Annotated in this window: 17 protein-coding genes and 5 pseudogenes; 3 read left to right on the top strand and 19 right to left on the bottom strand. The window is 36.1% G+C overall.

The features are described 5' to 3' along the window. Nucleotides 1–35: 35 nt before the first annotated feature. On the bottom strand, nt 36–1,475 hold the full coding sequence (locus BW986_RS24840) for a four-carbon acid sugar kinase family protein (RefSeq protein ID WP_076371828.1): 1,440 nt from the start codon (nt 1,473–1,475) through the stop codon (nt 36–38). A 7-nt stretch (nt 1,476–1,482) separates the two neighbouring features. Beyond that, on the bottom strand, nt 1,483–2,373 hold the full coding sequence (gene garR, locus BW986_RS24835; RefSeq protein WP_076371826.1) for a 2-hydroxy-3-oxopropionate reductase: 891 nt from the start codon (nt 2,371–2,373) through the stop codon (nt 1,483–1,485). Nucleotides 2,374–2,676: 303 nt separating this feature from the next. Here garR and BW986_RS24830 point away from each other — a divergent pair, with 303 nt between their 5' ends. Continuing rightward, nucleotides 2,677–3,294: a GntR family transcriptional regulator gene (locus BW986_RS24830; RefSeq protein WP_076371824.1), complete on the top strand. Its 618-nt coding sequence runs from the start codon at nt 2,677–2,679 to the stop codon at nt 3,292–3,294. Between the two features lie 92 nt (nt 3,295–3,386). Here the strand turns inward: BW986_RS24830 and BW986_RS30990 are convergent. Together BW986_RS30990 and BW986_RS24820 are read right to left on the bottom strand one after the other, a co-directional pair. Next, a pseudogene (locus BW986_RS30990) lies at nt 3,387–3,557 on the bottom strand (recombinase family protein); the annotation flags it as partial. Nucleotides 3,558–3,701: 144 nt separating this feature from the next. Beyond that, entirely contained in the window at nt 3,702–4,283 is a 582-nt protein-coding gene (locus BW986_RS24820; RefSeq protein ID WP_076371822.1) for a sugar phosphate isomerase/epimerase family protein, read from the bottom strand. Between the two features lie 692 nt (nt 4,284–4,975). On the opposite strand from BW986_RS24820, the pseudogene BW986_RS24815 reads away from it, so the two are divergent. Further along, nucleotides 4,976–6,550, top strand: a pseudogene (locus tag BW986_RS24815) (PAS domain-containing sensor histidine kinase); the annotation flags it as partial. Between the two features lie 282 nt (nt 6,551–6,832). Here the strand turns inward: BW986_RS24815 and BW986_RS24810 are convergent. The 3 genes and pseudogenes from BW986_RS24810 to BW986_RS24800 form a co-directional block, all read right to left on the bottom strand. Continuing rightward, nucleotides 6,833–7,087, bottom strand: a pseudogene (locus BW986_RS24810) (His/Gly/Thr/Pro-type tRNA ligase C-terminal domain-containing protein); the annotation flags it as partial. A 225-nt stretch (nt 7,088–7,312) separates the two neighbouring features. Next, complete coding sequence (locus BW986_RS24805; RefSeq protein ID WP_076371820.1) at nt 7,313–8,764, bottom strand: M20 family metallopeptidase; 1,452 nt, start codon at nt 8,762–8,764, stop codon at nt 7,313–7,315. Between the two features lie 91 nt (nt 8,765–8,855). Continuing rightward, nucleotides 8,856–10,088 (bottom strand): MFS transporter, encoded by a 1,233-nt coding sequence (locus BW986_RS24800; RefSeq protein WP_076371818.1) that lies wholly within the window; start codon nt 10,086–10,088, stop codon nt 8,856–8,858. Nucleotides 10,089–10,512: 424 nt separating this feature from the next. Between BW986_RS24800 and BW986_RS24795 the strand changes: the two genes are divergently transcribed. Next, nucleotides 10,513–11,832: a hypothetical protein gene (locus tag BW986_RS24795; protein WP_076371816.1), complete on the top strand. Its 1,320-nt coding sequence runs from the start codon at nt 10,513–10,515 to the stop codon at nt 11,830–11,832. Nucleotides 11,833–12,077: 245 nt separating this feature from the next. Here BW986_RS24795 and BW986_RS24785 read toward each other — a convergent pair whose 3' ends face one another. The 12 genes and pseudogenes from BW986_RS24785 to BW986_RS24730 all read right to left on the bottom strand — a co-directional run bounded on the left by BW986_RS24785 (nt 12,078) and on the right by BW986_RS24730 (nt 21,970). Further along, on the bottom strand, nt 12,078–13,034 hold the full coding sequence (locus BW986_RS24785) for a C-terminal binding protein (protein WP_076371812.1): 957 nt from the start codon (nt 13,032–13,034) through the stop codon (nt 12,078–12,080). 15 nt (nt 13,035–13,049) lie between these two features. Beyond that, complete coding sequence (locus BW986_RS24780; protein ID WP_179086164.1) at nt 13,050–14,375, bottom strand: MFS transporter; 1,326 nt, start codon at nt 14,373–14,375, stop codon at nt 13,050–13,052. Nucleotides 14,376–14,424: 49 nt separating this feature from the next. Further along, entirely contained in the window at nt 14,425–15,330 is a 906-nt protein-coding gene (locus BW986_RS24775; RefSeq protein ID WP_076371810.1) for a dihydrodipicolinate synthase family protein, read from the bottom strand. Nucleotides 15,331–15,513: 183 nt separating this feature from the next. Next, nucleotides 15,514–15,729 carry a PfkB family carbohydrate kinase gene (locus BW986_RS24770; RefSeq protein ID WP_076371808.1) on the bottom strand — a complete coding sequence of 72 codons (216 nt, stop codon included), beginning with the start codon at nt 15,727–15,729 and terminating at the stop codon, nt 15,514–15,516. After that, nucleotides 15,723–15,890 (bottom strand): hypothetical protein, encoded by a 168-nt coding sequence (locus BW986_RS30430; RefSeq protein ID WP_179086163.1) that lies wholly within the window; start codon nt 15,888–15,890, stop codon nt 15,723–15,725. Before BW986_RS30430 ends, BW986_RS24770 begins: the two co-directional genes overlap by 7 nt. Nucleotides 15,891–16,386: 496 nt before the next feature. After that, nucleotides 16,387–17,250 (bottom strand): LacI family DNA-binding transcriptional regulator, encoded by an 864-nt coding sequence (locus BW986_RS24765; RefSeq protein ID WP_076371871.1) that lies wholly within the window; start codon nt 17,248–17,250, stop codon nt 16,387–16,389. Between the two features lie 12 nt (nt 17,251–17,262). Next, a pseudogene (locus BW986_RS31345) lies at nt 17,263–17,385 on the bottom strand (LacI family DNA-binding transcriptional regulator); the annotation flags it as partial. A 769-nt stretch (nt 17,386–18,154) separates the two neighbouring features. Beyond that, entirely contained in the window at nt 18,155–19,606 is a 1,452-nt protein-coding gene (locus tag BW986_RS24750) for a spore germination protein (RefSeq protein ID WP_076371804.1), read from the bottom strand. 237 nt (nt 19,607–19,843) lie between these two features. Beyond that, a complete protein-coding gene (locus tag BW986_RS24745; protein ID WP_076371802.1) occupies nt 19,844–20,284 on the bottom strand; it encodes a cell wall hydrolase in 441 nt (146 codons plus the stop codon). A gap of 319 nt (nt 20,285–20,603) precedes the next feature. Continuing rightward, the gene (locus tag BW986_RS24740; RefSeq protein WP_076371800.1) at nt 20,604–20,828 is read right to left on the bottom strand and encodes a hypothetical protein; all 225 of its coding nucleotides are present in this window, start codon (nt 20,826–20,828) and stop codon (nt 20,604–20,606) included. Between the two features lie 155 nt (nt 20,829–20,983). Further along, nucleotides 20,984–21,244, bottom strand: a pseudogene (locus BW986_RS24735) (recombinase family protein); the annotation flags it as partial. Between the two features lie 111 nt (nt 21,245–21,355). Then, a complete protein-coding gene (locus BW986_RS24730; protein WP_076371798.1) occupies nt 21,356–21,970 on the bottom strand; it encodes a hypothetical protein in 615 nt (204 codons plus the stop codon). Nucleotides 21,971–22,016: the final 46 nt, after the last annotated feature.

Below are 22,016 nucleotides of genomic sequence, written 5' to 3'. Positions count from 1 at the left end.
CTTACAGTAAGTGTAAGCGGCAGGTGCCGCCCACTTTATTGATGCAGCAACTCCGCTACTTCTTTTAATGTTGTTTTTGATCCAACATTCCCTGGGAAAATAACGTAGGGAATCCCTGGGAATTTACTTTCGTTTCCAGTCAGCCAGACCGGGATGCCCGGCTTGATTTGGCCGGCTACCGTCGCCCGCTTAACACTGAGGCCGTTTGTTCCAATATCACTAGAAGTAATTCCACCTTTGGCGATAATGAAGCTTGGCCGTACTTCAAGATGCTTGACTATGCTTGTAACAGCATTCGAAATCTTCACTGACAGCTTCAATTCTTCTTCTTTTTTGTCTTCACCAAGATCAAGCCGCTCCCGTTTTGTATATACCGCGACCGTTTGACCCTCACGAATAAGACGCTCGCTCGTTTCGATGACCCGCTGAATTTCTGATTCAAACTTGTCCGGATGTAGTACGAGGTGGACATTGAATTCGATAAAATCAATGAAATTACATGTTTGAAGAGCTTCAAATTGCTCCGTTGTTTTTTTTACATGTGAGCCAATCATGATCAGCCCACCATTTCCAGTATGCTCTTTCATGAGTTCTTCCTTCGTCAAAAGCCCTTTGTCACTAACGCCACCAATAATTTTTGTTAAGGCAGCCGCACTCCGGAACATAAAATGCTTCCCTGCTTTCATGGCCCGGATTAATGCGATCACTACGACTTTCGCATCGACATATTCAACCGCATTGACAATGACCTTATTAAAATCTTTTACTGTCATTAGCTGATTAACGAGGTCGTCAATGGTAAGGCCTCGGATACTCTCTAACGAAAGATACACCGCATTTGACGCTTTAAAAGCTCCATTTGATTTTTCTTCTGCCCATTCGCCAAGATGCGAAGATTCGTAACCGAATGTCCGGTCTTTCGCAAATTCAGTTTCACCGGCTGGTACTAATTCTTTTTCATCCTGTACATAATGAACATTTTGAAATGTAAAGCGGCCGCCTTCTTTGAAAAATGGCATAATAACTTCTCCATCGAACGTTACATCTGAATAAACCTCCACCGTGTTTTTCAGCACTTCAGTTTCAAGTGGATAATGACCGCGTAGTGTTGAATCCCCACGGCTGATGATGATGAAGTCTTTCTTTTGTTTTTCGGCAGTTTCTTGAATTACCGTTGCGATTTCCTTATGTGCTTGTTCGGTTTCAGCTGCGGTAAAACCTCTTGAATTTGTTAAAATGAAAAACATGGAATTCTCTTCGGCAAAACCCGCCTTAATACTCTCAGGCGACCAGTCTGTATAAACAGAAATACCATGAACCGTTTGAACACCGGTTGGATCATCATCCAGAACGATGATTTTTTTATTGAAATCCTGCAGTTCGTTTGCGAGCAGATCATTTACCACTATTTCATCCGGAATTGCTGGCAGATTGGCAAATGTGTCATTTGCGTTTAAGTTGTTTGAATAGGCCATCTTTTATCTACCCCTTTCTTACTTCAACGTTTGCTAGTTTTTCATAATATTGAACGATGCCTCCGTGATCATCACCCGCTTTGCCGTCTACTTTAAGTGCATGGAAAATCTCCAGCAGCTGACTAGACAACGGAAGTGGAACGCCAATCTCATGAGCTGTTTCCATTACGTTTGTGATGTCTTTTAAATTAATATCAATTCGTCCGCCGGCTATGAAATTTCGGTCAAGTATAAGGGGCACTTTCGCATCGAGTACAGCGCTTCCAGCAAGGCCGCCGCGAATCGCATAATACATTTTTTCCACATCAATGCCTGCTTTTGCGGCAAGAACAAGTGCTTCGGACATCGCTGCAATGTTTAAGTTGACGATAATTTGATTCGCTAATTTCGCTGTGACACCGCTGCCATTTTGGCCTACTAATGTAACATCGGAACCTACAGTATGCAGAACATCTTTAACAGATTCGAATACGCTTTCTTTTCCGCCAACCATAATGGCCAGCGTCCCATCGATTGCTTTTGGTTCGCCTCCGCTTACCGGAGCATCCATCATTTCCACACCTTTTTTAGCTGCTTCATTTGCAATTTCGACCGATACAACCGGTGAAATAGAGCTCATATCAATGATTACCGTTCCTTCTGTAGCCGTTTTCAAAATACCATTTTCACCAAGTACGACTTGTTTCACATGCTGAGAAGCAGGTAACATCGTAATAATGACATCACATGTCTTGCCCATTTCAAATGGTGTTCCTCCTTTTGCCCCTGCTTCTACAAGCGCTTCCACGGTTTGAGTATTGATATCGTGAACTATCAATTCGTAACCTGCTTCAAGTAAATTTAGTGACATTGGTTTTCCCATAATACCTAATCCGATAAATCCAATTTTTTTAGTCAATTTCATTTCCTCCTTCTTCTATTAACATTTAACATTTTCAAAATTTGATAGTTTAAAGAAACAAAATTGATTTATTCTTAGAACTAATTTCCACTTTAATATGAGAAGAACTTTTCCGTCCGCAAAGACTGCAGCTCAATTTATAAAGCGCTTTCACTACTTTCGTTTCTAATTGTACACATTTTTTATTATTTTGTATACATTTTTATAAATAATGTATACAAAAAATTATCACTTTCAAATCACGATGTTTAAACTTATACTTTAAGGTAAGAACAAATCATGATTCGGGAGACGATTTTATTGGCAAAAAAAGAGACAGTTCTTGCCTACGTGCAAGCTTATGAATATATAAGAGATCGGATATTGAACGGTGAACTGGAACGTGGAACGAAGTTGGTCGAGGAAAGGCTGGCAGAAGAGATTGGTATTAGTCGGACCCCGGTACGTGAATCAATTCGTAAACTCGAACAGGAAGGGCTTATTAAGCAAAAACGAGTTGTGAACCCCAGCGATATGGATCTTCGCCATATTTTTCAGGTTCGAATATTACTGGAAGGATTTGCGGCACGTCATTGTGCCAGTTACATGACGGAAGAAGCGCTTGTAAAGCTCGAGGAGTGTGTGGTTACTGGCCGCACAGGTAATATGGAAGAAGTAATGACAGCGAATAAAGAATTTCATGAGATAATTGTAGGCTCGACTAATAATCCTGTGATGATCGATATAATTGACCGAATGCAGTCGATTATTTATTTATTCCGGAAAACAGTTGTCTATCATAAACGACCGTTTTTGATTGAGGAACATAATGACATCTACGACGCTATCCTTAATCATAACGGAGATGAAGCGGAGCGGTTAATGAAAGAACATCTACAGCTTGATTTGGAGTTTTGTTTGAATCGGATGAAGGGATAGCAATAAAAAGGCGTTTTCATATCTGGTGCAAAAATTGAACGTATAATCCCCAAAAAACAAGGGGGGAATGTTTTCACATCATTCCCCCTTGTTTTAACCTTTGGTCGGCCAAAAGCTTTGCCGCTTTGCAATGCCACATCAATTCCTTCACGCTGTCGTTTTCGAATGCGCTCCAGCTCTTCTTCCGCCATCCAGGAAAGAATCTGTAAAACCAAATCCGCTATGAATGTACCTAGGCTATCCTTAAATTGTGTAGTATCTAACTCTCCAAAGGAAGAAATCCGTCATAAATGAAATAAATCTTACTCACCAACTATTCGATTTTCCATTATAAAACAGATTCCATCGGGAAGACTCTTACATCCTTATATCCCATCGAAGCATTTGCACCAAAACCAGAAAACAATTTAAGCTAACGATAACAGTTTTATATATTGTTTCGTACTGTTTTCTACCTCATCTCCTATAATGAGAAACTTGCCACCACGAGGAAGATTCTTTGGAAAATAAGATAGGACTTTTCTCCATGTACCGTTATCATCCTCCGTATTTGAGTAATCTTCTACTTGTTTGCAATGTACATATACAACATCATTCATAAATGTCTTAGCTGTTTCGAATACATCTTCTCCAACCCATGACCAGTTACCGATATCAAACGTCATTTTAATCGGAATATCTTTTTGTGCACAATAATCAAGAAATTGACGCAATACACGCATGTTACCACCATAAGTAGTTGGGTCATTTTCTACTGTTAGCTGAATAGGGAGATTCAAGTACCCAGCTTCATCTATGCACGTTTTTAACTTGTCTATAATATCCGTTTCTGCTTCGTATGCCCCAAGCGGTATTTTGACAAAAGATGCCCCTATTTGCTTTGCTTCTTCCAACACATGAGAGAACTCATCTTTGTTTAACTCCCCATTGGTCATCCACATTGGAAATGGCGCAGAATAGACATATAGGAGATTATATTTATCCCTCACCCTATTCCACCAATATACAGTATAGGGATTACGAAACATTTAAAGGCATAAAAATGTATACATTTTTATGCTTGATGTATACAAAAAGCAATTTATTATGTACTATATTTGGATGTGGAATAATGAAACCACTCCTCATAATAATAGTTTTAATTATAAATAGATATTTAATAAAATAAGTAAATGTTGATGTGGATTGTATTCTGGTATCAACGACTCCGTTGACTACTCATTTCCAAGCGCAGCCAGCCAAATAAAATGAACAATTTAATATTCGACAGACAAGAGCTGTAGATCTCAACGCATCTTGTACTGGTTTTTACATGGATTATATTTGGCGGAGTGTCTGATTACACTAGGTTTCATCGAAAGATTTTAGTTATAACGACAGAAACTTTATCTAAAGTAACAGATTACCTCCAGTAATGCTTGTGGCCAATTTGGATCCTTGACTACTCATAGAGCAACTAGACTTTATTAGCTCATCTAAGCATTTGTGTACCGATTATAAACTCAGTATTTTTTAATTATTGCATTAAATCTCAGATCCTACTTATATCTGAGATCTTTATTTTTTATAAAAGGTGTTAGGTTCACTAAAAACCATACAGTATACACATTTCTTATATGGTTTAAATAGGTGGAAAATTTACAAGTAGGGTGTTTGAAGGAGGAACTATTAAATGATTCACAATGATTTTTTCATTACTCTTTGTATTTTTTCGTTCTTGGTTAGTACGGGTGTACTTATTCGAGTATTAACGGAGCGAAAAAAGATGCAAGAGGAACTAAGGACGACCAGAGAACGACTGGAATCATTCATCAGTCATAACCTAGATGCTATTATTATATCTGATTTAAAAGGACATATTTTACAAGCTAATAAAGCTTATGAGGAGATGTTCAATTGGTCTATACAAGAAACCAAAGGACAAACATTACCATGTGTACCTGATTTTTTAACTGATCGAGCTTTCGAAACAATATCAAAGATTATAACTGGAGAATCAATTATCACTAAGTGGGAAACAGTTAGACAACGAAAAGATGGAAGTCTTATCGATGTTAGTGTAACGCTTTCACCTATTCTAGATTCAAAGGGAAATGTGATTTCTTTATCAGCAATCTATAGAGACATTTCCGAAAGGAAACAAGCAGAAAGAGAACTTCATCAATTACATCAACAATTACAGGAAAGTGAGAAGAAATACCGTGTTCTATTTGAACAATCACCTGATGCAGTATACTTAGTGGAATTGAATAAAGATCAATTTCCAACTCGATTACTTGAAGTAAACCCAGTTGGGTGTGAAAGATTTGGGTACAATAGGGAGGAACTTCTCTCGATGCCATTTGCCGAATATTCTCAAAGTTCTACAATGTTCATAAGAACTGTGGAAAAAATTAAAGAAGGAAAACGTTCTTTCACTTTACAAGACGAATTTACATTTAATAAAACAGGTAAAAAAATAAATAATGAGTTTAGTGTACGTGTTTTTAACTTGGATGGAAAGGAAGTTTTACTGCTTATCTCTCGAGATATTACCGAACGGTTAAAAACGAAAGAATTATTACGGAAATCAGAGAAGCTTGCAGTTGTAGGGCAATTAGCTACTGCAATCGCCCATGAAGTTAACAATCCTTTAACCGCAATGAAAGGATTTATGCAATTACTAAAGTCAACAGAAAATGAGAACAAGCTGCATTATATAGATTTGATATTGTCAGAAATGAATCGAATAGAAAGTATTACTAATGAATTTATGGCAATAGCCAAGCCGCAGGCAGTAAAGGTTCAATCTAATGACCTACATAGGTTGGTAGAACAAGTTATTATGCTACTTCAACCCCAAGCAATGATGAATAATGTTCAAATTATAACAAAGTTTGAATCTGATATTCCATTAATCCCCTTTGAAGGGAATCAAATAAAACAAGTAGTTATCAATATATTGAAAAATGCGATTGAATCGATGCCATCGGGAGGAGACATTTTGGTTCAAATCGATAAACCCGATGATCATCAAGTAAGTATTCGTTTTATCGATCAAGGGAGTGGGATTTCAAAAGAACGCATCCCATATCTCGGAGAACCTTTTTACAGTATTAAAGAAAAAGGAATTGGCTTAGGATTAATGGTCTGTTATAAAATTATTGAAACACATCAAGGAAAGATCGTGATTGAAAGTGAAGTGAATAAAGGAACGACAGTTGATGTCATTCTCCCTATCTATAATCCTCAAAATCAACATAAAGCAATCTTATGAAGTTAGACAAGGACGTCAAACCCAGTCGTATCAAGGTTTTTGCTCTTGTTCGTTTTTTATCGTTTAGGTAGGGTTTTATACATCATTGATACATCACCGTTTTCGGCTTCTGAAAAAGTCTGGTGATTGCATAAAAAATGGAGTTTTATGCAACCTCTTATTCAATATAATGGCCCAATTCATTAAGAAGAGCGCATTTCTTGCTCCAGAAATGCGCCCTTTAATCCTTTAATGGAATATCTAAATTTAGTTATATCTGTAATTTTACTAAGTACCTTCTTTTTAAATACTACGTTCTTTTATCTGTTGTACAATTTTCTTTTTAAAATCTTCAAATGGAACACTTTCTAATTGTTGGTTCCCGTATTTTCTAACATTTACTGTTTCTTCTTTAAGTTCATTATCACCTAATACCAGCATATAAGGGATTTTTTGCATCTGTGCTTCTCTTATTTTGTAACCTAGCTTTTCATTATTTTCATCAATTTTCACTCTTATCCCTAATTGTTTCAGTTCCGATTGAATCTTTAAGCAGTAGTAGTCCAAGTAACAACTTATTTTTTCTTCACTATCCATCCTTTTTTGTGTTATAGATAAATTTAAATTCTCTTGAGGTTAAATTTGCGGTAAGAGTTTTCCTCTTCCCTGCGGAAACATCTAAATCTAATCTAATCTAATTGTGATAGATAAGGATGTTAAAAAGCACCCGGAATCAGCCTAATTTGACAAAATTCCGGGTACTTATCAATTCAAAAGCATTCGTTATCTTTGTGGGGATGGCACTACATCTTTTGGTATCGGACAAATATAGGATTCTTCACCGAGTTTTTCTTTTAGTTCTTGTTTCGCTTTTTCGATGATTTCAGGATTTAGCATCACTTCCACCGCAGTAGCTGCCATGACTTTTCCCGCGTGTAACATCCCTTTATGACCAATAGATGTTGCACCAGTAGTGACCCATTGCCAAGTATGAGCTTGTGTTCCTCTTGCGTGGCAAGCTGTTGAACATTGCGCAGTAGGGACAATCCAGCTTACATCACCAACGTCTGTCGATCCTGACATCACTTTCGTAGACATGCTTGGATTGTATGGAAAAATAACATCCGAAAGTGCTTTGTCTTTTAATTGAGCTAATAGAGCCTTTCCTTCTTCGTCCATCATAATAACAGCTTCACTATTTTTTTCCTGTTCAGTAAGCGTTTCGCGGATTTGTTCAGCCAGCTTCATTTCTTTTTCATTAAATACAGGGCTTCCTAATTCTTTGAAGTTTTTGTACATAACCGTCTCTAACGTATTGTTTGGAATGAGGTTAGAGCATGCTTTGTCAAAAATAATTTCTACTTCGGTTCCGGTCATAAGTGCCGCTCCTTTGGCAATATTGCATACTCTCTCATAAATTTCTTGAACCTGATTAGTTTTGGGAGCTCGTATTAAGTAAAGAACTGACGCATCAGGTTGAACAACGTTAGGGGAAATACCGCCTGTGTTGGTAATCGCATAGTGAACTCTTGCTTCTTGAATTATATGTTCTCGTAAATAGTTGACACCAACATTCATTAATTCCACCGCATCTAGTGCACTTCTTCCTAGATGAGGAGCTGCAGCGGCATGGGCGCTTTTTCCTTTAAATTTATAATAGATTTGATAGTTTGCAAGTGAGCTTGTAGCCATCATGGCATTGTTTGGGCTTGGATGCCAACATAAGGCAAAATCTACATCGTTAAATAATCCTTCTCTTGCCATAAATGTTTTTCCTGATCCGCCTTCTTCTCCTGGGCATCCATAGTATCTAACAGTCCCAGAGATACCTTTCTCCTCCATAAAATGTCTTAGTGCGACAGCCGATGCAAGAGAACCTGATCCTAGCAGATTATGACCACATCCGTGCCCGTTTCCACCTTCTGTAATTGGATCTTCGTTAGCCACACCGCTTTTTTGACTTAACGATGCAAGGGCATCATATTCACCTAATATCGCAACGACTGGTTTTCCGCTTCCATAACTACCTATAAAAGCAGTTTTGATACCACCAACCCCTCGTTCAACTTGAAAACCTTCATTCTCCAATGTTTGACAAAGTAATTCAGCAGATTGATATTCTTCAAATCTAGTTTCGGCATATTCCCATATTTTATCGCTCACATTTATAAACAGTTCTCTTTTTTCTTCAATGATCTCTGATAATCTTTGATTCGTTTTTACTGCATAAGCCATATTACACACCTCTTTTAAAATGTTTATTAGAAAATCCTAATTCCCCTAATATTCAGTTAAATACAAGCCCCATCATAATCGCTACGTTTACTCATTGCACTTGCGCCTGCAGCACTTCGGGGGAACTATCTTTCGTGCGAAGTGTTAACGCAGTAATAATCGGAATAATCATTGCCAACATTAAGAAAATGAAAGCGGCATTATAAGAGCCGTTAAATAAGCTAATAACAAATCCCATGATTGATGGAGAGATAGCTCCAGCTAATTGTCCCCCAAAATACATAAATCCTACTGCTGTCCCAATCGTACCAGGGGAAAAATATTTAAGCGGTAACGTTAATATCGTAGTGGTTGCTAGTAATGCCCCAATGTTATTAATCGACTGATACGTGATGACAAGCGGAATCGATGGTGCATGAGCCATTAAATATACACATACGCCCGAAATTATCGCCCCGATAATAATTAAGTACTTTTCCCGTCCTACCATGAATTTATCGATAATCCACCCTGTTGTAAGGACCGAAATAAATCCAACAGCTGCAGGTATCATCGAAATAGCTCCCATAGAAACAAGATCTAAGTGTTTCACCTTTACGAGGTAAGATGGCATCCATGAAGCAAGTCCCCAGTTTACGATGCTTACACCAAAATACATAATCATTAATTGCCAAAGCATCGGCATTTTTAAGAGCTTTTTAAAAGGGACCTTTGTTGCTTTTTGTTCTACATCCTTTACGTTTTCGGTTACTGATGGTTTAAGGAAGAAAAACAATAGAACTGACATCAGGATACCCAATACACCAAAAGCATGAAATAAGTTTCTCCAGCCAATGGTCGTAATCAAGGAAGCCGCAATCACTGTTGAAAGAAGACCGCCAATTGTCGTTGCCGATGTAAGTACCGATTTGGCTCGCCCTCTTTCCGCTTTAGGAAACGATTCGGCAAGCGCCAATGAACTTGCCGCAGGAAAGCTACCTTCCCCTAATCCAAACAATAGCCGAATTACAATTAATGAAATGAACGACCACGCATACCCTGTTAAAATTGTAAAGACAGACCAAAGTAGCAGAGAGATTAAAATGACTTTTCTTGAACCGTACTTATCGGATAACCATCCGCCGATTAATTGCATGACAGCATAGCTCATGAAAAAGACACTAATAATAAGACCCGTCTGTGATTCGTTCAAATGGAATTCCTTTGCAATTGGTATCACAGCTATATTTATGGACAATTTATCTAAATAATTGATGATCCATGTCATAAATAAAAGTCCTAAAATGATGTACTTTTGTTTCTCTCTACCAACGTTCCCCTCCATGGGATGCCCCCTCTTCACTTAAGTATTTCTTCTTGACGTAAAAAGCTAAAACCATAAAAAATAAAAAACTTTTGAATGTTTACTAGTGTGAAGATCCAGTTTCTCTACTTACAAGTAAGCGCTTCCACCGGATGCATGCATTCATCCTATTGAAACGCCGGTTTCCCCTTTGCAGACTCCCCCAGTTTTATCAATATTACTCTAAATTTAGACTAGTCAATATGAAATAGGCGGTCCTTTTTGTATAAATTTGATATTAATTTTATTTAAGGACATTTTTAGGAACGTTCCTAAAAGGATTATATTATGCAGTTTTCGGAAAAGCAATAATTTTCTAATAATTATCTGTAATAGGCACCTTTTGTCGAAAATTCCAATATATATTATAATTAAAGTTATGTTAACAAAAGGAGGCCATCTCACATTGATCAGACTAGGTGTAATATTAGCTCACAATTCTTTGGAAGAGATTAAACCCATCGAACCTCTTGTAAAAGACCGATGTGAGCTAACCTTTTTACCATATAGAAGCCTTGATGAGATAAATAATCTATATGTAGAAAATTACTTGTTTTTTGACGGAATGATTATGAACAATCTTTCGTATCAATATTTACAACAGGAAATTAAAACGTTTAAAACACCAACCTATACTTATTGGATAAACGAGAGGGATTTTTATAGGACTCTATTTAAAATAAACAGAACTCATAAGGATTTAGATTATTCCCGGGTGTGTATCGATTTTATCAGTGAGGAGAATAACTATTTAGGACTTAAGGACATGCTTTCAGATGAGGAATTTCCGTATACGATAGATTGGAAATTGCATGATAACATATACGAGGATGTATTGGATCAACATATAACTCTATCTAGGCAAGGTAAAATCGATTTAACTATCACTGGACTTAGCAATACATTGGAACAGTTAAATGAAAAGGGAATTAAAACTATTCGTTGTTACCCTTCTATGGAAACAATACTTGAAACGTTTGAACAAGCCATTAACGAAATTGAACTTCGACAACTTTTAGAAAATCGGATTGTCATAGGGAATATTACGTTAGAAAACGTGGATTTCTCTTTAGGAACAATTAATGATTTAGAATTAAAGCAAATGTTGCTTTACAAATCATTATTGGAATATAGTACGGATAATAAAACACCTTTCACCATTCAAAAAGGTAGCTTGTGTTTAGAAATTATCACTTCATATAAAGATTTAAAGCAACTTACGAACAGTTTCACTTCCTGCTCTGTTTTAAATTATTTAAAAGAGAACCTTCCTTATAAAGTCAATATAGGGTGGGGCATAGGAAATACTATGTATGAGGCAAGAATCAAAGCACAGAGCGCAAACAAGGAAGCTCAAATCCATCCTTATGGTTCTATTGTAATTACCGAAAATGACCAAATTATCGGTCCGTTAGGTGAAGAGTCATGTATAGAATATTCCAATTCTATTGATCCTGAAATGGAGAAACTAAGCATAAAATTGGGGATTTCTATCTTGCAAATCCAAAAAATTACATCTGTTATTTCTAAAACCAATAGTAACGAATTATCTTCGGAGGACGTATCTTTTTATTTAGGAATTACCCCGAGAGGAGCCAATAGAATCCTAAATAAACTGAAAGAAAAAGGAGTTGCCGAGATTATTTACCGAAAACAAGAAAAACTAAGAGGAAGACCGAGGAAAATTTACAAAATAGATTTTAATAAATGTTATGACCGGGGATAAAAATGTTAAAAAATGGATATGGCGCAAGAACTTCAAGAAAAATGCAATTAACGATTGCTGAACAAAAAAATCCTGTATATCAGTACAGGATTTTTGATCAAACTTTTTTACAAACGGTTAAACTTTGTTTTAAACGGTTCGACTTTTTTCAAAACGGTGCAACTTTATTTCAAATCCACACGAACAAGTTATTCTTAAATTTCTAACGATTGTTTTTGTATTCAAAATGCATATAACATGGGCACTTAAAAGGGGTTTACCCAGTAATTAGGTACCTCACCCTTTAATACATTGACAATATTTTTTGCTGCCTTTTGTTTCATCTCACTAGAAGATTCCTCTGAGTAAAACGCTGCATGTGGTGTGAGAATGACATTGTCTAACTTTAATAGGGGATTATTAGAATCAATAGGTTCTTTTTCAAGAACATCAAGTGCTGCTCCAGCAATTCTTTTTTCTTGTAAGGCTTCAATAATTGCTTGTTCTTTTATGATAGGACCCCTTCCAGTATTAACAATGATTGCTGATCTTTTGACTAATTTTAATGCTTCTTCATCAATTAAATGATAGGTATCCTTCACAAGAGGAGCATGGACACTAATAATATCTGATGTGCGCAGTAACTCTTTGAATGATACTAGTTGAATACCATATTCTTTTGCTAGCTCCTCTCCACAAAAAGGGTCATAAGCAATAACGTTAAAACCAATTACCTTTAATTTTTGACAAAGGTTTCTTGCGATATGTCCAAAGCTCACTAGTCCGACTGTCTGAGTTCTAAAACGATGAATAGGAGCCACATCAAATACTGTTATTTGCTTACCTTCTTTTAGTTGTTGATTCATAATCGTAATTTTTCTAGAAGAAGTTAAAAGAAGTGTAAGCGCATGATCTGCAACTTCATCAATACAATAATCTGGTACATTGGCGACATACACTTTGTTATCAGTTGCTGCTTGTATATCAATAGTGTCATAGCCAATTCCATAACGACATACCACTTTTAAGTTAGGTAATGATTCAATAACCTTTCTCGTGATTTGCACATTTGCATTTAGTAAACCATCTGCACCTTTGGCAGCCTCAATAATATCTTCTTCTGATTCATTATTTGTGATGACAAATTCAATGTCATTTTTATTAAAGATTTCCTTTTCTTCTTCATAAGCCTTGAATGATATATCCGTTACAACAACCTTCATAAAAACAGCTCCTTCTTAGTCTTGTAATTCAATTCTAGACACTTTTCCAACAATAAAAATGTAAGATAGTGCACCGATAAGTGCGACTACTGAGATAAATATAAGCGCTGGCGCAAAATTACCTCCTCGAACCAAGTAACCTATAACAATTGGAATGGCAATCGATGATAGATTTCCAATAAAATTAAACGTTCCACCCGTTACACCTAACAGTTCTTTAGGTGCTAGTGCGGATACAAGTGACCACGTAATAGATGCAAATCCATTCCCAAAAAATGCGATTGTCATAAATACAATGATTAATGTTGTACTGTCTACAAAGTTTGCACCAATGATGCTTGTAGAGAGCAATAATCCGGTAATAATTGGTGTCTTTCTGGCAACACCAATTGAAAACCCACGTTTAAGGAGCCAATCAGAAAATGTTCCACCTAATAAGACACCGACAAAAGCCGCAAGGAAAGGTACAGATGTCAAAAATCCTGATTTGATAAAACTAAGGCCACGATATTCTACTAAGTAAGTTGGGAACCAGGTAAGGAAAAACCATAGCATTGACATTGCGCAAAATTGACCAATGTAAATACCCCATAATTTACGATGCGTAAAAACAACTTTGCGGTGCTTCCAACCAATTTTTTGTGCATTGCCTGTTCCTCGTTCATTACTTAGATCAACTAATCCGCCGCCTTCTGCAATATAGTCTAATTCTTCTTGATTTACTTTTTTATGTTTACTTGGATCACGATAAAAGAAATACCAAAGAATTCCCCAAGCCACGCCAATTAATCCTGATACAATAAACATCCCTTTCCAACCAATAGCTGACTGAATTCCAACTAACACAGGTGTTAAAAAGGCAATTCCAACAAATTGACCAGAAGTATAAAAGGCGATAGCAGATGCCCGTTGCTGTTCTGGGAACCAAGATGTAACAATTCGATTGTTTGCTGGAAATGCTGGAACTTCAAAAATACCAATTGATAGCCTTAAACCGAATAATCCGCCAAATCCTTTTACGAAAGCCTGTAATAGTGTTGCAAGTGAAAAACCAATTAAACTAATTGTATACATAACTCGTGGTCCAAATTTATCTACTAATAAACCACCAGGTATTTGTAAAAAAGCATAGGTCCATCCAAAGGCTGAAAAAATATACCCCATTTGTACAGATGATAGTCCTAAATCACTTGCTAAATGTGGTCCTGCTATGGCTAAGTTACTACGATCCATATAATTAATTACAACGCTTACAAAAACCATTAACAAGATAAAATATCGTTTTTTTGTTGGTTTCGCTCTAGGAATACTCTGTTTCACCCTTACACTACTTTGTTTCATGATCACATACCCCTTTTTTGCTAGAATGTTGAGCACCATGAATTGATTATTAGAAAAGTTCAGCAGACTGTTTCTCTAAATCTTCTAAAGCTAGACGTAGTAAGTCTATTTCTTCAGCAGTAAAATCTATTTGAGGAGCTCTCATATGCCCTACGTCTACACCTCTTATTTTGAGAGCTTCTTTAAAGTACGACATATTACTTCCATTTTTTAAGGTTTCACAATATTCAGTAGCTATTTTTTGCATTTTTCTTGCTTTCTCTACATTATTTTCTTTAAAAGCGTTGTAAGTTGCTACAAACGGTTCTGGATATGCACAAGAAACACCAGATACAACACCCTCGCACCCCATTGCCAAAGCGGGAAGAAACAAACGATCTGCACCAGGTACAACTGAGAAATCTCCTTTATTAATGTTAAGGTATTCGTTCACTCTTAAAAAATCTGGATAGCTATACTTGATACCGATGACATTCTTACATCTTTCTACTATTTTCTGAGCTACTTCTGTTTTTAAATCATTCGCTGCACATTGCGGAATGTTATAAAGATAGATAGAAAAATCTTCTGGTACACTTGAAGCTACTGTTACAAAATACTCTTCCAATTCTTTATCGTTTGCACCAAAGAAAGCTGGTGTTACAACCCCAATTCCATCTGCTCCAATTTCATATGCATGCTTTGCTAATTCAATCGTATCATCTTGGTTCATAGCTCCTACATGAATGAATACGGTTACGCGATTACTTGCCTTTTTTACCACTGATTCTGCAACTGCTTTTCTTTCATGGACAGAAAGTCTCAGCATTTCACCCGTTGTTCCAAGTGGATATAAGCAATGTACACCCTTGGAAATTAAAAATTCCGTTAAGTTTTCCACTTTATCCAATTCAACTCTTCCATTTTCATCGAATGGAGTTACCATCGCTGTTGTGACACCATATAAATGTTTCATTTCATCATCTCCTGTTTTTTATAGTAAATTTCATATGAAATGTAATTAAAAATATTTAATCATCTAAAATTGTGGCACCTCTTCTAATGTTGGCAACGAACTCTGAGCTCCATACCTTGTTACTGTAATGGCTGCTACTTTTTGTGCTTGTTATATGGCAACATCAATTTCTTTGCTTGTTATTTAACTCGCCGTAAAACCACCTATAAAACTATCACCAGCAGCTGTGGTATCTTGTACTTTTACTTGATATGCTGAATACATCTTGCATTTTTCATGATTTATGTAACAACAGCCTTTTTCACCAAGAGTAACAATTACTGCTTTAACCCCTTTATTTAAAATAATCTGAGCTGCTTCTTGAACTGTATATTGATCTTGGAACTCTATTCCTAACATTTCGTATAGTTCATGTTCATTAGGAATATATCGACATTTTCTAAAATATCTTCACTCATTACTTTAGCTGGAGCTGGATATAAAATGGTTGTTTTTCCTGCTTTCTTGGCCAGCCCAAGTGTATATTTTACAGTTTCTAATGGAATTTCTAACTGCAGCACAACCATTTCACATTGTTCGCTCGCCTCCCTTTGATTCCATATATCTTCGGGTGTTAATTCAAAGTTAGCCTCCTAGTGCCACAACAATATCCATATTTAGACTTCCAACTACTGCGATATTTGGTTTCAAGAAAATTCCCTCCTTTTTCTCATTAAATCTTTAGGGACTTAAATGCATATTTTTAGTACAACGTTTCACCTGAGATTCTTATAGTAAGTTAAGCTTTTACTTATGCTATTTCTTTTAGTTTAACGTTTTTAGTGTAACGTTATACCTGTATTTTTTTTTGAAATCTTATTTGATTAAGATTTCAAATTTATAACTAACCTCACTTTATACTCTAAGTCGTAGAAAGCTTAAAATTAAGAACTCTACCCCTTATAAGATGAGTTGTAGTCCTTTCGTAAAATCAATAACACTTACAAGATTTACGAAAGGAGGTTAATTTCAATTCTCCAACTCACTTTTTTCTTTTCCAAATTTACGATCATGTTTCTACTTTTTAGTTGTTTCTCTATGAATAATACTTAGATTAAATGTGTCGCTTTCAATAGGACTATATGGGTCAAAAATTTTCCTTACAAGCATTTTTCCAGCACTGTAAGCCATATCCTCAACAGGTAAATTAACGGTGGATAACTTAGGGTTTGTAAATTTAGAAAACTCTTGATTGTCAAATCCTATAATTTCACAATTATTAGGTACTGATATCCCTTCATCGTTTAACGCAGAAAGAGCTCCTAAAGCGACATGATCACTTAAACAAATGATTGCTGTTGGAATATACTTTTCTCGAACTAAAGCCTGAATACTATCATATCCACCTTGCTCAGTATACGGACAATATCTCTTTAAGTACTTAATTGATGTATCCTGTTCTTCATCAAATCGTCCTGTGATTCCTGCCAAGCCAGACTTCAATGCTTGTGAAGAAACGTCGGGAACCAGAATAACTACCTTTTGATGCTTATTTTTTATAAAATGATCTGCTACGGCTTTACCTGCTTCATAATTATTTGCATGGATAACGGAATACAAAGAAGAGAATCGATTGAATAGGACGATGGGAACATCAGGTACAAAGCTATGAATCAATTCCTCATTCTTTTCCGTTGTGTTGGCTATAATTGCCCCGTTAAAGAGGTTCGATGTTCTTAAACCTTTTACCGTATTAATCCCATCCTCATTATTAAATGTCTCCACTAGCAATTTAATTTCATGCTCATTTTCAGAAGCAATGTATTTTTGAATTCCAGTCAGGATACGCCCGACCAAAGAAACACGAGTGTCAATTGGCCAAATTAATGCTATCGTTAATTGGGTTTTATTATCACGGCCACGTAAATTGCGTGCTGACATATTAGGAACATATCCCAATTTTTTTGATGCTTCAATTACTCGTTGCTTAGTTGCTTCTGAAATTCTAATTGCACCTGGTTTATTATTAATGATAAGTGAAGCCGTAGTAATAGATACATCTGCCGCTTTGGCAATGTCTTTGATTGTAACCAGATCCTCATCTCCATTGTTGGCTAAAATTCAAGTTTAACGTTTTAGTTTAACGTTGTACTAAATATATTGTAGCGCTTTCATTTTAATTTCACAAGAATTACTTTTAATATTTTTACTTTAACCATTTAAAGATAAAAGATAGATAATATGGTCTGGTGCAAAAACTCCCCGCTAGAAACATAGAGTGTCGATTTCTTTTACATGGTTGGCCCATCCAAACAATTTATGATTTTGGGCGGACTTCACTCCTTGGTGAACTTGCTTCTTTTTGATCACTTGCATCGCTTCTGTGCCACTCATAAAGTAAGTAGCTGTGTAAAATGATTTCAATCCTAATATCATTTCATTGGTCGCACCCCCCACTTCAGTACGGCGTCTAATTGAGAGTTTTTTGGAAGCAACTTTTGTGCAATCCCTTCATATTCTTCTGAAACTCTGAATCCCCGGCTTTCAGAGTTTCTTAGTATATATTCTACTTCCGGTCCAACCAGGCGATAGTTTATCGGTACAATGATGACTCCAATTTTGGACAGCCCGGCCATGATCTCGACATAAGCAGCATGTTTCCCCTCCTCACTTACTTACCAGTACCCCTAGTCCTCCATGTAGTGATAGCTTCGCTTGTTAACGAGATCTACGTCCCAACCAGCCTCAAACATGTTTCCACAAGTAGGGGTCGGACAGTTTTGTTCACGGAATCAAGTCCCACGAACGCACCCGTTGGACCATAATAACAAAAAAATTAATAAAATTAATTATCATCATCAGGATAAGTATGTTTGCTATTAATTAGTGTCTGTAAATCTCCCCTATAGATTGTATCTTTCAATTCCTGTATCCTAAATGGAATCAAAGGGGAAAGATAGGGAACACCTAAAGATTTAAGGCTTACCATATAAATTATTTGAATTGTTGCAGCGATGATTAATCCGTTAAATCCAAAAAAATTTGCAGTAATCAAAAAAAGAAGTCTTAAAGTATTTTCAGCAGCAAGCATTCCTCTATTAGCGAGTAGAAAACTAGAAATAGTGGTTATACCTACTATTATGAGACTAAGTGGATGAATTAGTTTTGCCGTAATAGCTGTTTCGCCTACTACGATTGTTCCGATTAAGGAAACCAAAATCACTGAACTTTTCGGAATACGATATGTAGCATCTAATAATATTCTTATGAAAAATAAAAGAAATGCCATTTCCCAAAAGGTTGGTAATAACTCATTTTTAGATATAAGTGCCTTTGAAATTTTGTTAGGTAAATCTTCTTTATGAAAATTTGCTATCGCAATATAAACACCAGGTAAGTATACAGCTAAGAAAAAGCAAATCATTCTTATTATTCGATTTGTAAACCGACCCATTTTTACATGATATTCATCTGGTGCCTGTAATAAATCCATAAAAAGTGTGGGTGCAATGATAGCAGTAGGGAAACCATCTACTATTATTGCTACTTTTCCTTCATATAATGAGGATACAACTCCATCAATTCGTCCTGAAGTTCTTGCTAAACTGAAAATTGTTCTTGGTTTTCCTTCCAATACATCTTCCACAACTTTTGAATTTAGTACATACTTTATTTTTAGACTTTTTAGCCTCTTTCGTACTTCTACTAAAATTCCTTTATCAACAATGCCTTCTATAAATAATATTGAAACTGCTGTTTTCGAGATTGTCCCGAATTCCATTGCTTCTACACAGAAATCGGGAGTTTTTATTGTATTTCTTAACAAATTAATATTTGTTTTCATTTGTTCTGTTAGCCCAATAGCTGGTCCCATTGGTGACCGTTCTCCTAGTGATTCTTCAAGGCTTCTTTCCTTCCAATTGGCTGATGGAATGATAATGCCTTTTCTATACCCATTAATCAATATAATGGTATTTCCTTGTACGATAGCTTCAATTAAGTCTTTGTACTGATTTGTGGTTTTCACATCAGCTGCTTCAATCATTCTTTCGATAATTTGATCAATTAGTGATTCATTAAACTTTACAGTCTTGAACGGCTCTAATAATGGTTTGACAACATATTCCTGTATGCGGTCTGTATCTATAATTCCATCTAAATAGACAATGTTGATTTCGAAAGAACTTTTGAAGCCCGTTTTTATTTTTCTAACGATAAGGTCAGAGGTATGATGAAATGCATTCTTTACATTGTTAATATTTTCCTCAAGGCATTCTTGCAATTCATTTTTATTCATTCTATTTCACCCTTAAAATGTTATTCACTTTAGTTTGTGGAAATATCTAAAATTTTATCCTTATTCAACTAACTTCCCCGATAGTACGCTAAGAAGTTTCAATCCATAAAAAAGTCGATACACCTGTCCCCTTTAGCACTTTCCCGTGGTAAATTTTTATTTGCATTGAATCGTTTCGTGTACCAGTTATTATGTTGCCCTATAAAAAAAGGACCAGTAAAAATAGTCCTTTTTTCACTAACCGATATAAACACTTGCACATGTTCCAGGCGCTGGTTCATAAAAACAATGTTGTTTAAATTGACCAGTAAAAGGTTGGTTATACCATGTTGGAGGACACGGACCATATGGATTAAAGTACCAAAGAGCATATTTCGCTGGGTGATCTCTCCAACTCTCCAAATTCATTCTTGCTAATCTTCTTTCAGATTCTCTTGGTCTTTGATAAAACACATTACCTTTTTGAACAGCTTCAAAAGAGTAATTTCCTCCTTGTACGTGAAATATGACATCTCTAACTGTTCTTAATTCATTAAAGTCAGTACAATCTGCTACAACACGGTTAACAATCACATTTCCAACATATAGCATTCCTTGATTTCCTTCGCCTTCAGCTTCTGCTCTCATCATCCTTGCCATTAAATCAACGTCTGCACTTCGGTAAGCTACTCTTGCCATTTTTCCACCTCCAAAATACAATATGAAAAAAAGCATACATTCATGTCCTTAATTTATACAAAAAGAATACTTAGTTTTTAAGTAAAATGAAAACTATGGCATTTTTTTAACCTTTATTCCACTAAACTGCTAGTTAATTTAAGTACATTCTTTCACAATATCAATTGCGTACATATTGAGACATATTCAAAGTATCTCTAAATTAGGTAACTTTGTAAATCCGCATTTTCCTGACGCTACCCCTATAAGACTTATAGGGAGTTGACACAAATTGTGAAGGTAAGAAAAAACAAATCCCTCTATATAGAGGGACGTTTCATTAATATAATGGTTGTGGGTTCTGACAAGGTGGAAATCCATTTATATCCTGAATCATATAAAAATCGTATTGTTTTAAGGCGAATTGTGCTTGATACAAATATTCAATTACAAGAAGCTTTTCACCAGATGTACCACACAAAATACCTGACGTCCCTTGTCCATTTGCTAATGAAACACCAACAGGCTGTCCAATCAAATATCCAATTTTTTGTTGCCATGGCATAGTCATCACTCCTTCAAATTCATCATATTGATATATGAGAAAATGGGTGCCTGTATTGTTTAAATGATGTAACGAAAAAACTGCGCAGTTCGAATACACTGAGCTTGTGGAACTATCATGCCCCGTTAGTTATATAAAGAAAACGGCTAACACTATTAAAGTGTCGCCTCTTTCGCTTTAGCGTAAATAGTGGAACGTGGAACGCCTGTCATTTTAGCTATCTCATTTACACTTAATCCGTTAGATTCTCTCTCCTGATACAGCTTCAAAGCCTTTTTAACGTCCTTCTCGTCCTTTCCTTTACGTCCCATATGAGTTCCTTTAGCTTTTGCTCTTTCACGTCCCTCAGCGGTCCTATCAACAATTAAATCACTTTCAAATTCAGCAACAGCACCTAACATAGTAAACATGAACTTACACACACTGTTTGGAGTAGTTTCTCATTTTTCTGTTATGGAAGATAAGGTGGAGATACTGACATGCCCCAAGTGTTCTAAGAAAGTAGCAGCATGTATTGGAGAGGGCACTTATTTGTACTTTTTAACCAAATCGAGGATAGCAATTTCAATAAGATCGGATTTATTGAATTTTTGTTGGACTGCGAAGCTATCCAGCAAAGCCCCAACTTCCTCATTTATGACAATCGTCTTCCGTACCTTTTTGCTTTTTTCTAAAGTCACTATCCTTTGATACAAGTCATCGCCATGACTATCTTGCTGGTCGTTAAGAACATATCCTCTTATTAAATCTCTAAGAATCGCTCTTTCTTCTGGTGTAAAATCTGTATGAATCGAACTTTTATCTTGAGTTCGTACACTATTCACATCGAGGGGAATAGGATGTGAATCCTTTTTCGTGTCGTGTGAACTTTGATTCACGTTGAATGCATGTATAGGTGTAGTCTGTTTCACCTTTAGGTGCCTATTATTCGATTTGATGAACTCAAACACTGATGTATAAAGAGGTTCTTCCCCTTCACCTACATAGTGCCAGCCCTTTTGACCAGAGTTTCGATACTCGTATCCAGCATTGTGTAAAGCTTCTTTTAACTTCTTCTCACCAATACGAACTTTCTCTTTTGCGATCTTGGCTATGGTATTTCCGGTTATCAATAGGTCGTCCAATATTTCTTTGATTTTCATGATTCACATCCCCTTCACGCTGATATCACACTTAATTCACCTATTC

Source organism: Peribacillus simplex, assembly GCF_900156045.1.
Lineage (GTDB): Bacteria > Bacillota > Bacilli > Bacillales > DSM-1321 > Peribacillus > Peribacillus simplex_D.
The sequence above is the reverse complement of the archived record's forward strand: the minus strand, read 5'-3'. Positions and strand labels throughout refer to the sequence as shown.

Bases quoted from the DNA above. Each gene is read 5' to 3' on its own strand.
- BW986_RS24770 (WP_076371808.1), bottom strand. From the start codon at position 15,729: ATGTTAGGAATAGAGTTCCAAGATCAATATACAGTTCAAGAAGCAGCT.
- BW986_RS24785 (WP_076371812.1), bottom strand. From the start codon at position 13,034: ATGAAGGTTGTTGTAACGGATATATCATTCAAGGCTTATGAAGAAGAA.
- BW986_RS24805 (WP_076371820.1), bottom strand. From the start codon at position 8,764: ATGGCTTATGCAGTAAAAACGAATCAAAGATTATCAGAGATCATTGAA.
- BW986_RS24775 (WP_076371810.1), bottom strand. From the start codon at position 15,330: ATGAAACATTTATATGGTGTCACAACAGCGATGGTAACTCCATTCGAT.
- BW986_RS24730 (WP_076371798.1), bottom strand. From the start codon at position 21,970: ATGAAAATCAAAGAAATATTGGACGACCTATTGATAACCGGAAATACC.
- BW986_RS24840 (WP_076371828.1), bottom strand. From the start codon at position 1,475: ATGGCCTATTCAAACAACTTAAACGCAAATGACACATTTGCCAATCTG.
- BW986_RS24740 (WP_076371800.1), bottom strand. From the start codon at position 20,828: ATGCCATGGCAACAAAAAATTGGATATTTGATTGGACAGCCTGTTGGT.
- BW986_RS24745 (WP_076371802.1), bottom strand. From the start codon at position 20,284: ATGGCAAGAGTAGCTTACCGAAGTGCAGACGTTGATTTAATGGCAAGG.
- BW986_RS24800 (WP_076371818.1), bottom strand. From the start codon at position 10,088: ATGGAGGGGAACGTTGGTAGAGAGAAACAAAAGTACATCATTTTAGGA.
- BW986_RS24780 (WP_179086164.1), bottom strand. From the start codon at position 14,375: ATGAAACAAAGTAGTGTAAGGGTGAAACAGAGTATTCCTAGAGCGAAA.
- BW986_RS24765 (WP_076371871.1), bottom strand. From the start codon at position 17,250: ATGTCAGCACGCAATTTACGTGGCCGTGATAATAAAACCCAATTAACG.
- BW986_RS24750 (WP_076371804.1), bottom strand. From the start codon at position 19,606: ATGAATAAAAATGAATTGCAAGAATGCCTTGAGGAAAATATTAACAAT.